14 protein-coding genes are annotated in these 14664 nt (G+C 71.1%); 7 read left to right on the top strand and 7 right to left on the bottom strand.

Annotation, left to right across the window (positions count from 1 at the left end; all coding sequences use genetic code 11):
* Positions 1-33: 33 nt before the first annotated feature.
* The gene (locus ACI2L3_RS36500; RefSeq protein ID WP_404756738.1) at positions 34-1338 is read right to left on the bottom strand and encodes a cytochrome ubiquinol oxidase subunit I; all 1305 of its coding nucleotides are present in this window, start codon (positions 1336-1338) and stop codon (positions 34-36) included.
* A 201-nt stretch (positions 1339-1539) separates the two neighbouring features.
* Between ACI2L3_RS36500 and ACI2L3_RS36505 the strand changes: the two genes are divergently transcribed.
* The 7 genes from ACI2L3_RS36505 to ACI2L3_RS36535 all read left to right on the top strand — a co-directional run bounded on the left by ACI2L3_RS36505 (position 1540) and on the right by ACI2L3_RS36535 (position 7893).
* Positions 1540-2466: a LysR family transcriptional regulator gene (locus tag ACI2L3_RS36505; RefSeq protein WP_404756739.1), complete on the top strand. Its 927-nt coding sequence runs from the start codon at positions 1540-1542 to the stop codon at positions 2464-2466.
* A 240-nt stretch (positions 2467-2706) separates the two neighbouring features.
* Positions 2707-3030, top strand: a complete 324-nt coding sequence (locus tag ACI2L3_RS36510; RefSeq protein WP_404756740.1) for a 2Fe-2S iron-sulfur cluster-binding protein — start codon at positions 2707-2709, stop codon at positions 3028-3030.
* Positions 3030-4289 carry an NAD(P)/FAD-dependent oxidoreductase gene (locus ACI2L3_RS36515; RefSeq protein ID WP_404756741.1) on the top strand — a complete coding sequence of 420 codons (1260 nt, stop codon included), beginning with the start codon at positions 3030-3032 and terminating at the stop codon, positions 4287-4289. Before ACI2L3_RS36510 ends, ACI2L3_RS36515 begins: the two co-directional genes overlap by 1 nt.
* Positions 4290-4519: 230 nt before the next feature.
* Positions 4520-5356 (top strand): PhzF family phenazine biosynthesis protein, encoded by an 837-nt coding sequence (locus ACI2L3_RS36520; protein WP_404756742.1) that lies wholly within the window; start codon positions 4520-4522, stop codon positions 5354-5356.
* Complete coding sequence (gene phzG, locus ACI2L3_RS36525) at positions 5349-6050, top strand: phenazine biosynthesis FMN-dependent oxidase PhzG (RefSeq protein WP_404756743.1); 702 nt, start codon at positions 5349-5351, stop codon at positions 6048-6050. The genes ACI2L3_RS36520 and phzG overlap by 8 nt, the downstream gene beginning before the upstream one ends.
* Before the next feature lie 69 nt (positions 6051-6119).
* Entirely contained in the window at positions 6120-7238 is a 1119-nt protein-coding gene (locus tag ACI2L3_RS36530) for a phage tail sheath family protein (protein WP_404756744.1), read from the top strand.
* A gap of 16 nt (positions 7239-7254) precedes the next feature.
* Positions 7255-7893, top strand: a complete 639-nt coding sequence (locus ACI2L3_RS36535; RefSeq protein ID WP_404756745.1) for a hypothetical protein — start codon at positions 7255-7257, stop codon at positions 7891-7893.
* Between the two features lie 247 nt (positions 7894-8140).
* On the opposite strand, the gene ACI2L3_RS36540 is transcribed toward ACI2L3_RS36535, so the two are convergent.
* Genes ACI2L3_RS36540 through mvk form a run of 6 tightly spaced genes read right to left on the bottom strand, consistent with a single transcriptional unit; the run spans position 8141 to position 14603 of the window.
* Entirely contained in the window at positions 8141-9316 is a 1176-nt protein-coding gene (locus ACI2L3_RS36540; protein WP_404756746.1) for a hydroxymethylglutaryl-CoA synthase, read from the bottom strand.
* A 3-nt stretch (positions 9317-9319) separates the two neighbouring features.
* Entirely contained in the window at positions 9320-10381 is a 1062-nt protein-coding gene (locus ACI2L3_RS36545; RefSeq protein WP_404756747.1) for a hydroxymethylglutaryl-CoA reductase, read from the bottom strand.
* On the bottom strand, positions 10378-11469 hold the full coding sequence (gene fni / locus ACI2L3_RS36550) for a type 2 isopentenyl-diphosphate Delta-isomerase (protein WP_404756748.1): 1092 nt from the start codon (positions 11467-11469) through the stop codon (positions 10378-10380). The genes ACI2L3_RS36545 and fni overlap by 4 nt, the downstream gene beginning before the upstream one ends.
* On the bottom strand, positions 11466-12581 hold the full coding sequence (locus ACI2L3_RS36555; RefSeq protein WP_404756749.1) for a phosphomevalonate kinase: 1116 nt from the start codon (positions 12579-12581) through the stop codon (positions 11466-11468). The genes fni and ACI2L3_RS36555 overlap by 4 nt, the downstream gene beginning before the upstream one ends.
* Positions 12578-13633 (bottom strand): diphosphomevalonate decarboxylase, encoded by a 1056-nt coding sequence (mvaD, locus tag ACI2L3_RS36560; protein ID WP_404756750.1) that lies wholly within the window; start codon positions 13631-13633, stop codon positions 12578-12580. Before mvaD ends, ACI2L3_RS36555 begins: the two co-directional genes overlap by 4 nt.
* The gene (mvk, locus tag ACI2L3_RS36565) at positions 13623-14603 is read right to left on the bottom strand and encodes a mevalonate kinase (protein WP_404756751.1); all 981 of its coding nucleotides are present in this window, start codon (positions 14601-14603) and stop codon (positions 13623-13625) included. The genes mvaD and mvk overlap by 11 nt, the downstream gene beginning before the upstream one ends.
* Positions 14604-14664 lie beyond the last annotated feature (61 nt).

Raw genomic sequence — 14664 nt, forward strand, 5'->3', positions numbered from 1 at the left:
AGTTCATGTCGATGTGCTTGCGAGGGGGCCGGCTCAGAGGACGGGCACCGGCTGCCTCTCGTCCGCACTGCCGCCGCCCGGTCCGTCGAGCAGGCCGTCCGGCAGCGGCTCGGTCACGCCGAGCTGGGTCGCGTCGGGGCCGCGGAGCGCGAACCGGGTGATCAGGGTCCAGTTCGTCACGGCCAGCGCGACGAAGATGGCGACGAACAGGACGCAGGACAGGAGCAGCGAGGTCTTCCCTACGGGGGAGAGCGCTTCCTCGACCGTCAATTCGCCGTATACGAGCCAGGGTTGGCGGCCGACCTCGCGGACGAGCCAGCCGCCCACGGAGGCGATGAAGGGGAACGGGACCATGGCGACCAGGACCCAGGAGGCCCAGCGCCAGCGCGTCAGGCGGTCCTTCCACAGCAGGACGAGGGCGAGGAAGGTGAGGGTGGACACGGTGTTGCCGATGAGCGTCATGGCGTCCATCGAGATGCGCATCGTGTCCTGCCAGGGCACGTAGTCACCGGGCCCGTACTCCTTGACGAGCCGGGCCTGGAGCTCGGCGACGCCGCTGTTCTCCAGGACCGCGTCCTTCATGGGCTGGGTCCGCTCGATGATCGGCCGCTGCATCTCGCCGACGACGACGACAAAGAAGGAGGCGACCGTCGAAACCCACAGCCCGAGCTTGAGGGAGGTGCGGAAGAGCTCGGTCTCCTCGGTGCGCCGCAGGAAGTGGTAGGCGCTGATCCCGGCGACGAAGACGCCGCCCGTCGTCAGGGCGCCCAGCGAGAGGTGGAAGAGGGCCATCAACGCGCTGGAGTTGGTGAGCAGCGCGCCGAAGTCGGTCAAGTAGGCCGCGCCGTCTCGCACTTCGTGGCCGACGGGGTGCTGCATGAAGCCGTTGGCTATCAGTATCCAGTACCCGGAGGCGTACGCGGTCAGCGTGACCAGCCAGATCAGTGTGACGTGCATGCCACTGCGCAGCCGGCCCCAGCCGAATATCCACATGCCGAGGAAGGTGGACTCGGCGAAGAAGGCGATGAGGGTTTCGAGGGCGAGCGGGGCGCCGAAGACGTTGCCCGCGAACTTGCTGAGGCCGCTCCAGCTGAGCCCGAACTGGAACTCCATGACGAGGCCGGTGACGATGCCGACCGCGTAGTTGATGACGTAGAGCTGTCCCCAGAAGCGGGTCATGCGCTCCCGGACCGCTCTCTTGACGGGATCACGGGTGAACGCGGCCCGGGTGTGCATGATCGCCACGATGGGGACGAGTCCCATGGTGAGGATGACGAACAGCCAGTGGATGCCGGTGGTGGCCGCGAACTGGAGTCGGGCCAGATCCGCAGCGCTCATGGTGCGACCCTCCTGGGGGGCAGTGGCCGGTAAGGGCAGCGGGGGGAATGGGGTGAGGCCGCCGCTTCGCGTGCAGGAACCGGGCGCCGTTGCCCGCCACCTGTGCGGTGGCCTCGTGGCAAACCGTAGAGAGAATTCCTTATGCGTTCCAAGACCAGTTCTGCCATGTGATGATGTCCCGGAAGGCATAAAGGGGGGACCGTGGATCTTCTGCAGTTGCGCTACTTCCAAGCCGTCGCCCGCTTCGAGCACATCAGCCGCGCCGCCGAGGAGTTGCGCGTCGCCCAGCCCTCGCTGAGCCGCACCATCGCGCGCCTGGAGGCCGACCTCGGCACCCCTCTGTTCGACCGGCAGGGCCGCCGTATCCGGCTCAACCAGTACGGCGCGGTGTTCCTGCGCCACGTGGACCGTGCCCTGAGCGAGCTCGACGACGCCCGCCGGGCCCTGGACGACGCGCGCGACACGGCGTTCGGCCGGGTCAGCGTGGCCTCCGAGACCCTGCTGACGATCACGCACCTCCTCGGCAGCTTCCGCGCCGCCTTTCCCCGCGCCGACGTCCGGCTCTACCAGTCCAACGCGGAGGAGATGGACCGCCAACTCCGGGCCAGAGAGGTCGACTTCTGTGTGGCCTCACAGCCGCTGACCGGCGGGAACCTCGACTCGATCGAGCTGGCCCGCGAGGAGGTGCTGCTCGCCGTCCCGCGCGGCCACTGGCTGGACGGGCGGGAGAGCGTGACGGTCCGCGAGCTCGCCGCCGAGCCGTTCGTCACCACCCGACCCGGCCAGTGGCAACGCACGCTGCTCGACCGGCTCTTCGCGTACGACGGGCTCAAGCCGCTGCTGTCCTGCGAGGGCGACGAGCCGGGCGCCAGCCAGCACATGATCAGCGCGGGACTCGGCATCGGCCTGATCCCGGCGATGTCCCGGCAGGCCGGAACCGAGTCCCAGGTCCCGGTCGCCTGGGTGCACCTGGACGCCCCGGACTGCCACCGGGTCCTCACCCTGGTGTGGAACCGCGACACCTATCTCTCCGAAGCAGCCGTGCGGTTCCGGGAGTTCACCACCAGCAGGCCCTTCATGACCCACCGCCTGCCGGATCCCCGCCGCGGCCGCGCCCGCCGGCCCTGAGGTCACCGGGCGGGCCCTGGTTCGGCCGAAATTTCTTTGCTACTCTCCGACGCGCTGCCATCACCCTGGCCGAGGACAGTCGCGTGTCCGAACGGCCGGTGTACGACGGCGGGTTGGCACGGGTGTCGCGTCCCCTGCCGACCGCCGGCCGCACCACCTCCACCTTCCGTCGTTCCACTTGCCAGGCATCCGTGCCACGGCGCCCTCGTGCGCGTCCGGATGCCATCGAGGAGCTCCGTCATGCCCAAGATCACGTATGTCGCCGTCGACGGGACGCAGACTTCGATCGACGTCCCGGCCGGCACGAGCGTCATGCGCGGCGCCGTCTTCAACGACATCGACGGCATCGTCGCGCAGTGCGGCGGCAACATGCAGTGCGCCACCTGCCACGTCTACGTGGACGAGACCACCCTCGACAAGCTGGAGCCGCCGCAGGAGCGGGAGGACGAGATGCTCGACTTCACCGCGTGCCCGCGCAGGCCCAACAGCCGGCTGAGCTGCCAGCTCAAGTCGAGCGACGCCCTGGACGGCCTCATCGTCCACACCCCCGAGCGGCAGAACTGATGACGGACGGCACACAGGACGGCACGCAGCACGGCGCGCGCCCCGAGTCGGTCGTCGTGGTGGGGGCCGGCCAGGGCGGCTACCAGACCGCGGCGTCCCTGCGGGAGCACGGCTACCCGGGCACCATCACGCTCATCAGCGCCGAGGACGCGCTCCCCTACGAGCGTCCGCCGCTGTCCAAGGCGTACCTCAAGGGCGCGGCGGACGAGGCGCAGCTGTGGCTGCGGCCCGCGACGTATTACGTGCGCCGGTCGATCGACCTCGTCGCGGGCACCGTGTCGGAGATCGACCCGGCCGCCCGCACGGTGCGCCTGACGGACGGCTCCGCGTACGGCTACGGCCATCTCGTCCTGGCCACCGGCGCCGCGCCCCGCACGCTCGCCGTGCCGGGCACGGAGCTGCGCGGCGTGCACACCCTGCGCACCGCGCGGGACGCCGCCGCGCTGCGGTCGTCGCTGGCCGGGGCGCGGCGCGCGGTGGTGGTGGGGGCCGGGTTCATCGGACTCGAATGCGCCGCCGCGGCACGGGAGGCGGGCGTCGGGGTCACCGTCGTCGAAGCGCTCGACCGGCCGCTCGCCCGCGCCGTCTCGGCACGCACCGCCGAGCACTTCACGCGACTGCACCGGAGCAGGGGCACCGAGCTGCTGTTCGGCCGGGGCGTCGCGGCCCTGCACGGCACCAGCCGCTCCGGCGTGACGGCGGTGGAGCTCACCGACGGCAGCCGGCTGCCGGCCGACCTGGTCCTGGTCGGCATCGGTGTCGCCCCGCGCACCGAACTGGCCGCCGCGGCCGGTCTTCCCGTGAGCGACGGCATCACCGTCGACTCCCGGCTGCTGACCGGTGACCCGCACATCTCCGCCATCGGTGACTGCGCGGCGTTCCCGCAGGTGCGCTCCGGGAACCGGCTGCGGCTCGAATCGGTGCAGAACGCCGTCGGGCACGCCCGGTCGGTCGCCCGGCGGCTGACCGGGACGCCTCGCCCGTACGACGAACTGCCGTGGTTCTGGAGCGATCAGTTCTCCACGACCCTGCAGATCGCGGGATGCCACGAGGGGCACGCGTCCGAGGTGGTGGTGCTCGGTGACGACCCCGACGCGTTCTCGGTACTGCTCTTCGGCGGCAAGGGCCTCCAGGCGGTCGAGTCCGTCAACCGCCCCGGCGACCACATCGTGGCGCGCCGGCTCCTGACGCGGGGTGTCGCCCTGACGCCCGAGGCCGCGTCGACGCCGGGCTTCAGCCTCTCGCCGGCGATTCTCTGACGGCTCCCCGAACGACTTCACGAACAGCTCTCCGAACAGCTCTTCGCCTGCTCCGCCGATCCGTTCGAGTCGGAATCCGTTCCGACCAAAGAAAGACCCCGCATCGTGGGCACTGTCCCGGCCGGACAGCACCGGCCACCGGCACCACCCCGTGAACCGCCGGGCCGACGCCCTCCCCCGAGCGTCGGCCCGGCATCCCACGGCCGCCCACCGATGACAGTGGAGAACAGATGCACAACTATGCAGTTGTCGACGCGTTCGCCCGGGAGCCCCTCAACGGCAATCCCGTCGCGGTGTTCTTCGACGCGGACGACCTGCCCGCCGAGCGGATGCAGCGCATCGCCCGCGAGATGAACCTGTCGGAGACGACGTTCGTGCTGGGACCGAAGCAGGGCGGCGACGTTCACGTAAGAATCTTCACGCCCGTCAACGAACTCCCGTTCGCCGGGCACCCGTTGCTGGGCACCGCGATCGCGCTGGGCGGGCGCACCGACGCGGACCAGCTGCGGATCGAGACCGCCATGGGCGTGATCCCCTTCGAGCTGCGGCGCGCCGGCGGCAAGGTCGTCTCGGCGAGCATGCGCCAGCCGGTGCCCGTGTGGGAGCCCTTCGACCGCGCCGGCGAGCTCCTCGACGCCCTCGGTGTCAGCGAGTCGACGCTTCCGGTGGAGATCTACCGCAACGGCCCGCGGCACGTCCTGGTCGGCTTCGAGAGCTTCGAGGCGCTCTCCAAGGTGGACCCCGACCACCGCGCGCTGGCGGCCTTCCCCGACATGGCCACCAACTGCATCGCCGGATCCGGTACGACCTGGCGCAACCGCATGTTCTCGCCCGCGTACGGAGTGGTGGAGGACGCCGCGACGGGCTCCGTCGCCGGGCCCATCGCCATCCACATCGCCCGGCACGGCCTCGGCTCGTACGGGCAGCGCATCGAGATCACCCAGGGCATCGAGATCGGCCGCCCCTCCCCCATGAGCGCACTGGTCCAGGGCGAGGGCGAGCGGGTCGACTCCGTCGAGGTCTCGGGCCACGGCGTCGTCACGATCGAAGGAACGATTCATGTCTGACCTGTCCCAGCAGAATCCCACTGCGACGGCCGCCGTCAACGGCGCACCGGAGGCGCGGCGTTCGGAGACCATGACCGCTGGCCTCCACGTGGACTTCCCCGAGTTCCGCACCCCGCCGGCCGAGCCGATGGCCCTGCTGGCCGACTGGCTGGAGACGGCCACCGCACAGGGTGTGCGTGAGCCGCGCGCGCTGGCCCTGGCCACCGCCGACACCCGGGGCCGGCCCTCCTCCCGGATCCTGGCCATCAACCGGCTCACCGAGCGCGGCATCGTCTTCATCACCCACTCCGGCAGCCGCAAGGGCCGCGAGCTGGCCGCCAACCCCAACGCCTCGGGCGTCTTGTACTGGCGCGAGACCAGCCAGCAGATCACCGTCGCCGGACCCGTACGCCTGCTGCCGCGCGCAGAGGCCGAGGAACTGTGGGCGGCCCGCGCGGTGTTCACCCACCCCATGACCACCGTCTCCCGCCAGAGCGAACCGGTGCGCGACCTGCAGCACTTCGAGGAGATCCGCACCCGCGCCCTGCAACTGGGCACACCCGCGCGGCCGTTGCCCTGCCCGCCGACGTTCGTGGGCTTCTGTCTGGAGCCCGACGCGGTGGAGTTCTGGGCCAACGGCACCGACCGGCTGCACGAGCGCCTGCGCTACGAGCGCACCGACAGCGGCTGGACCACCAGCCGCCTGCAACCCTGACCCCGCCGGTCCGCCGGACGTGGGGCCTCACACCCGCAACAGCTTCGCCGTCGTGACCGAGGAGTCTGCATGCCCCGCCAGCAGCCGAATCCAGCACGCCCCATGCACACCACCGGACCGGCAGGGCCGGGTACGTCAGTGGCGGTCTTCGTCGGGGACGCCCCGGTCCTGCCGGGGAAACCGGCCTTCGTCCGTCACCCGAAGGAGTTCATCGAGGCGTTCTCACCACGCGTGACGGAGGGGGGGCCGCTCTCATACGTCCACGACGCCGTGCTCGGCCACTTCCGCAACGGGGGTGGCGGCGCCTGGGTCATCGGAACGGGCGGTGCCGAAGGCCGGATCGCCGCCTACCGGTCCGCGCTCGACAAGCTGGAGCGCCTGCCGGAGATCACGCTCGTGGTGGCGCCGGACCTGTGGCGGGTGGCGGAGGAGGCGCACGGCATCGCGAGGGAGATCGCCGGACACTGCCGCCGCGTGGGCCGCCGGGTCGCGCTGCTGCACACCCGGCAGGGCCTGGACCCCGCCGACGTACGGAGCAGGCCCTTCGAACTGGCGGAGCCCGAGGCACAGTTCGTCGCTGTCCACTATCCGTGGCTCATCGTCACCGAGACCGACGGGCACGAACGCCCGGTGCCGCCCTCCGGCCATGTGTCGGGGCTGTGCTGCCGCGTCGACACCGAGCGGGGCGTGCACGCGACACCCGTGGGCGCACTGGTCGGCGTGGTCAAGCAAGAGCGTGAACTGACCGACGCCGAACGGGAGTCGGTGAGCGCGCACGGGGTGAACTGCCTGGGGTCCGTCCCGGGGCGGGGCATCCGGGTGCTGGGGGCGCGCACGCTGTCCACCGAGCCCGACTGGGCGGACCTCAGCGTGCGCCGCCTGGTCAACCACGCCCGTGCCGCGCTCGAACAGGGCACGTGGTGGGCCGCATTCGACACCAACAGCGCCTCACTGCGGGCGTTGATCCGCCATGCCGCCACGACGATCCTGGACGGCCTGTGGCACCAGGGCGCACTGTCCGGCCGGTCCGCGGCGGAGGCCTTCGAAGTCGTCTGCGACGACAGCAACAACACCCACGAAGACGTGGCGCGGGGGCGGGTGAACCTCGACATCGGCCTCGCCGCGGTGCGGCCGGCCGAGTTCGTCACCTTCCGCGTCCAGCACGAAATAGGGAACAGATCCACCTGACGGAAAGAGATCCACCATGGAGATCCACTCATGCTCATCCGACCCCGGACAGGACGGAGGTGCCGTGGCCGGGTCCCTGCTCTGCGACCCGTGCGTCAGAAAACTGGAGCTTGATCTGCGCGCGCTGCCCGGCCTCCATCAGGAAGGCCTGCACCACGTCCTCGCGACGTCCAGGCGACGGAATCCGACGAAGGTGTCCGGCAGCCGCCGGCGCGACCACCTCAACGTCTCGGCGCTCGACGCCAGGAGCAATATCGTCGCCATCCTGGAGTCGTGGGCGGGATATGTCGCGGACGAACTGGGGACCGCTCCCCCGGCCCGCTCCGTGCCCCACCTCGCGTGCTTCCTGCTGCTTCATCTGGAGTGGCTCACGGCCCAGCCGCCGGCCCTGGACTTCGCGGAGGAGATCCAGAGCCTCCACGTGGAACTGCTGCGCGTCATCGACCCCGAGCAGGGCGAAAGGAATCCGCTCACCACGCAGTGCGTGGTGGACAACTGCACCGGCACGATCGACGCCTCGCCGCAGAACACGCGGCATTCCGGTACCGCCGGAAAGAAGAGCAGCATCAGCTGTTCGGCAGGGCATTCGTGGGAGATACGGGAATGGCTCGTCCTGCGGCACCTCATGGACCGGCAGCGCAGGGAAGCCGCCTAGAAAAATTGGGCCGACTTCGGTGCTGACGAGAACGGCTCCGCGGAACGCTCGGCCTGCTCAGCGGGAGAGAGCAGGGTAGAGCGCGGGGACGCAAGCGGCCACGGCACGCGGGGAACACGCACCGCTTGCCGTGGCCGCGCCACGTCCGGCCTGTCGGGCCTTTCGGGCCTCTGCCGGGCCGCTGTCGGGCCGGGGAGCTCTCTTGGGGGTTTGAGAACTCCCCGGCCCGGTCAAGGGGTGCCGGCCGTCAGCGGCGTTCGTAGATCCGCTTGTGGCCGTGCAGCGCGGCCAGCCGGAACTCGCCGCTGGTCTGCACCGGCGTGGGATACCCGCCGCCGTCGGTCGGGAAGGACCGCTCGTGCAGCTCCCGGTACTGCGCATACTCCAGCGGCCGGCGCCGCTCGATCACCGCCCGGTGCTCCGCCGTGCGCAACCGCTCCCGATACCCGGGCACCACCCGCCCGGCGAAGAACTCCGCGACACTGCCCGAGCCATAACTCAAAAACCCCACCGGCCGGTCGCTCAGATCCCCGGCCTGGTCCAGCAGCGCCGCCAGCGCCAGATACACCGACGCCGTATAACTGTTGCCGATCACCCGGTTGTACGCCGTGGTCTGCCCCAGCGCCGCCTCGATGACAGTCTTGTCGGTGTCCAGGCCGCAGTAATTCAGCAGATGCCGGTGCGCCTTGTACGCCATCTTCGTGAACGGCTGGTGATAGCAGAACGCCGCGAACTCCTCCAGCCCGTACCCGCCCTGCCCGCTGTAGTCCTTCCAGCAGCCCTCCACCGCCTGCAGATACGCATGGATCGACTCCTGGCCGTCCACCAGCGCCGCATCCCGGTAATTGGGCCGCCAAAAATCCATCACATCCGCCGTGAACAACCCCGAGGGCCCCTCGAAACGCACCAGGGCCGGATCGGCGCCCACCAGCATCGCCACCGCCGCCGCACCCTGCGTCGCCTCACCGGGAGAGTCCAGCTCATAGCGCGACACATCACTGGCGATCACCAGCACCTGCTGCCCCGGATCCCGCGCCACCAGCCCCAGCGCGAACTGCAGCCCCGCCGTCGCCCCGTAACAGGCCTGCTTGAGCTCCACCACCCGCGCCGCCGACGGCAACCCCAGCAGCGAATGCACATACACACCCGCCGCCTTGGCCTGATCGATGGAGGACTCCGTGGCCAACACCACGGTACGGATCCGCTCACCGCCGTGCCGGGCGATCACCGGCGCCGCCGCGGACGCCGCCAGCGTCACGATGTCCTCATCGGCCGCCGGCACACTCATCGACTCCTGGCCGATACCCACGTGATACTTGCCGATCTCCGTACCGTTGTACGCGGCCAGCGCCGCATGCGGCAGCACGAACTCCGTCGTCGCGAACGACAGATCAACAATCCCTATGCCCGAACCACTGCCCATGCCTCACACACCGACCTTCTCCGACTTGTTGTCGCGCTCCAACTGGACGTGCGCACGCATCAGTTCACCAGGGTTCGTCTGCGCGGCGAGCAGCGAGAGCTCCCCGCACAGCACCGTCGCCGCGGCGATCACCGCGAGGCGGCGGGCGTTCTCGCCGGGCTCGCGTTCGGCCCGGCAGCCGAGCCGGGCGAGGTTGGTCTCGACGAACTCGATGCCCTTGCCGTTGCCGACCGTGCCGACGATGAGGTTCGGCAGGGTGCAGGCGAAGTAGAGGTCGCCGTCGCGGTCCTCGGCCATGGTGACGCCCTGGGAGCCCTCGACGATGTTGGCCGCGTCCTGGCCGGTGGCGAGGTAGAAGCCGAGCAGCATGTTGGCGTAGTGGGCGTTCGCCGAGCGGATGCCGCCGGCGAGCAGCGTGCCGAGCATGTTCTTGCGGATGTTCAGCTGGACGACCTTGGCGGCCGTCGTGTGCAGGACGTCGGTGACGACGTCGCGCGGGATCGTGAGCTCCGTGACCACGTTCTTGCCGCGGCCGAGGATGCCGTTGATCGCGGTGGCCTTCTTGTCCGTGCAGTAGTTGCCGGAGATCGACCCGTAGGAGATCCCCGGCACCGTCTCCAGGAGGTGCTTGAGGAGCGCGTCGGACGCGAGCGTCGCCATGTTGTGCCCGGACGCGTCACCGGTGGTGAACTCGAACCGGATGAAGAGCAGGTTGGCGTTGATCTCGTGCCGGATGTTGATCAGCTGGGCGTACCGGCTGCAGCCGCGCACCACTTCGCGCAGCTCGTCGATGCGCGCGTCGATGGCGCGGGCGGCCACGTACGCGGTCTGCGCGTCCGTCGCCTCGACGAGCACGGAACGGGTCATCCGCTCGTCGACGAGGGTGGCGACGATGCCGTCCTCGGCGAGCATGGAGACCTTCGCGCCGCGGCCCACGGAGGGCCACAGCGGCGTCTCGTAGGTGGCGAGCGGCACCTGGGTCTCGGTGGTGGCGACATTGCCGGTGATGCGCAGGGGACCCACCCACCGCATCGGGACGCCGGCTATCGCGTGTGTCTCAGTCATCGGGTGCTTCCCGTCAGTTGGTGGGCGGCCTCGACGGAGCGCGAACGCTGCGCGAACGGCCCCGTCTCGATGCCTCGGTCTGCGCAGAAGGAACGGAGTTCGCCGTGGATCAGCAGGTCGCAGCGGGTCAGTTCGGCGGGGGTGCGCGCGCCGAGCATGGTCTGCAGCGCCGCGAGCTGGTCGAGCCACGTGGAGATCTGCGCGATCAGCGCGGAGACGCCCTCGTCCTTCAGGGTGCGGAGGAATCCGCCGGACGCTCCGACGGCGGACGCGCCGAGCGCCAGCGCGCGGGCGACGTCGAGCGCGTTGCGCACACCGCCGGAGGCGAGCACGGGGATGCCGACGTCCTGGTTGTCGAGGAGGCAGGCCGCGGTGGACTGCCCCCAGCCGTGCATGAACGCGTACTCGCCGAGCTCCCTGCGGCCGTTCTCGATGCGGGCGAAGTCGGTGCCGCCCCGGCCGCCGAGGTCCGCCACCTGGACGCCCAGGCTCTCCAGCAGGAGGACGGTCTCACGGCTGAGGCCGTTGCCGACCTCCTTGACGATCACGGGCACTTCGACGGCCGCCGCGATCTTCTCGATCTGCGGGACCCAGGAGGAGAACGACCGGTCGCCCTCGGGCATCGGTGTTTCCTGCGCGGTGTTGATGTGGATCTGCAGGGCGTCGGCGCTCACCAGGTCGATGGCGCGCTGTGCCTTGTCGGTCGAGGCCGTCGCGTTGACGTTGGCGAGGACGAACCCGTCCGGGTTCTCCTTGCGCAGCACGCTGAACGTGTCGGCGCACGACGGGTCCTTGAAGTACGCGCTCATGGACCCGGAGGCGACGGCGACGCCGGTCTCGCGGGCGGCGATGGCGAGGTCGCGGTTGATGACGCCGGTGCTGACGCTGCCGCCGGTCATCGCGTTGATGTAGAGCGGCACCGGCCAGGAGATGCCGGCGAAGGTCGTGGCCAGGGACACGTCGGGCCGGTCGAGGCCGGCCAGGGCGTGGTGGACGAACGACACCTCGTCGAACTGGTTGTGTCCGCTGTGCTGCCGCTGGTGCTCGACGGCGAGGCGGACGTGGTCGTCCTTGCGTTGAGAGATCATTCTTCGTTCCCTTCCATGGCGGGACGGATCGGCAAGGGCCGCACCCCCGCCGTGGTCCACCGTTTCCGTACGTGGGCGATGTCCGGTGACGCCTCGGCGTCGAGCAGCGCGATGCCGCAGTCGCCGCCGCCCGCCCCGGAGGGCTTGGCCGCGCCGCCCGCGGCTTCGGCGGCGTCGCACAGTTCGGTCAGCTGCGGCGTGAAGATGCCGAGCCCGGCCTCTTCGTCGATGCGCGCCAGCTCCCGGCGGGCGCGCCGGATCTGGGTCAGCAGGCCGTCGCTGTCCCCGCTCTCCAGCGCGTCGGTCGCGGCACGCACGAAGTCGTTGCTGGTCGCGACGAACCGCCGGTGCGACGCGCTGCCGCGCCAGGCCTTGCGGTCCAGTCCGGAGACGAGGGTGGTGGTCGAGGCGGGCGTCCCGGTCCAGCCGACCTCCAGCGAGAGGCCCCGGGGCTGGGGCAGCCGGCGTACCTCGAAGCCCGGCCAGGGGGCGCGCAGTGCCTCCTCGACGCCCGCTCTCCGGGCGAGGTCGAGTACGGCGGGCCGGTCGGGTGCCCGGTAGGCGATCCAGCCGCCCCAGGTCTGGGCGGCGAGGTCACCGCCGGATGCCTTGGCGTCGAGGCCCGCGGTGGCGAGCATGGCGAGGCGGTAGCGGGCGTCGTGCGAGAGGTCGAGGCCGCTGTAGGAGGCGACCGCCGCGACGGTCGCCACGGTCACCGCCCCGCTCGACCCGAGGCCGAACTTCGTGCCGTCCTCGTGCAGGCCACTGCTCACCGAGAGGTCCAACGGCGGGACGGCCAGGCCCCGTTCGGACAGTAGCCGGGCCACGGTCTCTACGGCCGCCGCCACGTGCGTGAAGCCGTCGCGGAGCCGCTGTCCGTCCTCGGGGCCGGTGCCGTCGAGCCTGCCGTCCCGCCACCGGCAGCGCGCGTGTCCCGCGACGAGGTCGGAGGAGAGGCGGACGCCGGGTTCGCCGGGGTCGGACACGGTGACGGTGACGTACCGGTCGACGGCCACGACGATCGCCGGGTTGCCCGGCTCCACGACCGCGTACTCGCCCGCGACGAACAGCTTGCCCGGCGCGCGCCGGACGACCGTCGGCCGACGGGTCACCGTCCGTCCCCGGTCAGCAGCCGGGCGCCGGGGCCCGGGCGGGCGGTGTGCACGGCGCCGCCCCGTGCGGCGGCGCGCACGGCGTCGGCGACCCGGTCCGCGTCCGCGTCGCGGCAGAGCACCTTGACGTTCGGGCCCGCGTCCATGGTCGCGTAGGCGGCGATGCCGTCGCGCCTGAGCTGCAGCACGCTGTCGAGGACGGTGAGCGAGGCCGGTGACATGTAACGCACGGCGGGGCGGGCCGCCAGCATCGTGGCGTGCATGCCGAGCGCGTTGCGTTCGGCGATCTCCCCGACCGCTTCGAGGTCGCCCTTGCCGAGGGCCCGGCGCATGTCGGCCAGGTCGTCCTTGCTGGAGGCGGCCCACGGCTCGTAGAGCGGCGAGGTGTCGACGGTTCTCCGCATGGCCGCGCGGCTGGACACGTCCTTGGGTCCGGCGTTGACGACGGCGACGACCAGGGCGGGATCGAGCGGTCCTGCGGGCACCGGCTCGGCGTACGAGCTGAGGTCGGCTTCCTCGTCGGTGCCTGTCTCCCGGCCCGCGTGCCAGACCACGAAGTCCCCGAAGAGGGACCGGGACGCCGAGCCGGAGCCGCGCCGGGCGAGGCGCGACAGCGCGGTGGCGTCGAGGTCGAGTCCGTAGGCGGCGGCCGCGGCCACGGCCAGGGCGGCGAATCCGCTCGCGGAGGAGGCGAGGCCCGCCCCGGTGGGGACGGTGTTCTCGGTGTCGACGACGGCGCGGTCGGCGACGCCTGCCCGCTCCCGCACCAGGTCGAGAAAGCCGACGATGCGCCGCCGCGCCTCCCCCTCCGCGGGCACGCCGCCGAGCGTCACTCCGTCGTCCTCGGCACCGGGCGCCAGCCGCACGCTCGTGGTCGTCGGAAAGATGTCCAGAGTCATCGACAGACTGTCGGTACGCGGCAGGATGAGCCGCTCGTCGCGCTTGCCCCAGTACTTGATGAGCGCGATGTTGGGATGCGCCACGGCGGTGGCGACGGTCCCCGCGCCCTCCGGCGCGACACGCACCGCCGTGCTCTGCTGTTCAGCGCCCATGACCGGCAATCCCCCTCAGCGGTACGACCCATGTCTGTACGGCGCCGGCCTCGTGGAGCTGCCGGGTCACCGCGCTCGCCTGCTCCGAGCGGGCCAGCGCGATCACGCAGCCGCCCATGCCACCCCCGGTGATCTTGGCGCCGAGGCTGCCCGCCGCGAGCGCCCCCTCGACCAGGGCATCGATCCCGTCGGTGCTCAACCCGGCCGATTGGAGGAGCTGGTGATACCCCGTCATACGCGGGCCCAGCTCCTCCGGCTTTCCATCGGCCAGGGCGTGCCTGGCGTGGTCGGTCAGCTCCGTCGCACGGCGTACGAACCGCTCCTGCGCCCCGTCCTCGCGCCGGAAGCCGTCCCGGAGCAGGGCGACCGCGTCCTTCGTACGGCCCGTCTCGCCGCTGTCGGCGACGATGAACAACCCGTCGCAGCCGATGGGCAGTTCCTCGGACCGCCCCTGCTGGAACAGGAGGGGCCCGGTCGCGCCCACGGCCGTGGCGTCGACGCCGCTGGCGCGGCCGTGGGCCACGTTCTCGGCGGTCTGCACCAGGTCGAACGCCGTCCGCTCGGTGATGTCGCGGCCGAAGAGGTCGGCCAGGGCGTGGACCACGGCGCGGGCGCCCGCGGCGCTGGACCCGAGTCCGCGGCCGGGCGGGATGGCGCAGTCCAGGATCACGTCGAGGTGCACGTCGTCGGCCACGCCCATGGTCGTCCGGAATTCGGCGGTCAGCCGCCGCAGCCAGTCGGCGGCCTGCGTCACCACCGGACGGGAGGCGGAGCCGGTCGTCGTCAGCGAGACGTCGCCGGCGTCGCCCGACGTCCTGGCGGACCAGCCGACGCTCGCCGTGACCGCCAGCTGGGGCACGGGGAGAGCGAGTGCGGGAGCGCCGTGGACCACCGCGTGCTCCCCCAGCAAAATGACCTTCGCGTGGGCGCGACCGATACCGACCGAGCGGGTGTGACGGATTTCTGACACCCCCTCCGCCGAGGTCGGTGGCGTCAACGCGCTCAGCTCCCTTTGTCTTTTCGGCATGAAG

This window comes from Streptomyces sp. NPDC029674, assembly GCF_044903205.1.
Taxonomy (GTDB): domain Bacteria; phylum Actinomycetota; class Actinomycetes; order Streptomycetales; family Streptomycetaceae; genus Streptomyces.

Coding starts and splice junctions, on each gene's coding strand:
- ACI2L3_RS36535 (WP_404756745.1), top strand. CDS start 7,255: ATGGAGATCCACTCATGCTCATCCGACCCCGGACAGGACGGAGGTGCC.
- ACI2L3_RS36510 (WP_404756740.1), top strand. CDS start 2,707: ATGCCCAAGATCACGTATGTCGCCGTCGACGGGACGCAGACTTCGATC.
- ACI2L3_RS36540 (WP_404756746.1), bottom strand. CDS start 9,316: ATGGGCAGTGGTTCGGGCATAGGGATTGTTGATCTGTCGTTCGCGACG.
- phzG (WP_404756743.1), top strand. CDS start 5,349: ATGTCTGACCTGTCCCAGCAGAATCCCACTGCGACGGCCGCCGTCAAC.
- ACI2L3_RS36545 (WP_404756747.1), bottom strand. CDS start 10,381: ATGACTGAGACACACGCGATAGCCGGCGTCCCGATGCGGTGGGTGGGT.
- mvaD (WP_404756750.1), bottom strand. CDS start 13,633: ATGGGCGCTGAACAGCAGAGCACGGCGGTGCGTGTCGCGCCGGAGGGC.
- ACI2L3_RS36500 (WP_404756738.1), bottom strand. CDS start 1,338: ATGAGCGCTGCGGATCTGGCCCGACTCCAGTTCGCGGCCACCACCGGC.
- fni (WP_404756748.1), bottom strand. CDS start 11,469: ATGATCTCTCAACGCAAGGACGACCACGTCCGCCTCGCCGTCGAGCAC.
- ACI2L3_RS36520 (WP_404756742.1), top strand. CDS start 4,520: ATGCACAACTATGCAGTTGTCGACGCGTTCGCCCGGGAGCCCCTCAAC.
- ACI2L3_RS36530 (WP_404756744.1), top strand. CDS start 6,120: ATGCCCCGCCAGCAGCCGAATCCAGCACGCCCCATGCACACCACCGGA.
- ACI2L3_RS36515 (WP_404756741.1), top strand. CDS start 3,030: ATGACGGACGGCACACAGGACGGCACGCAGCACGGCGCGCGCCCCGAG.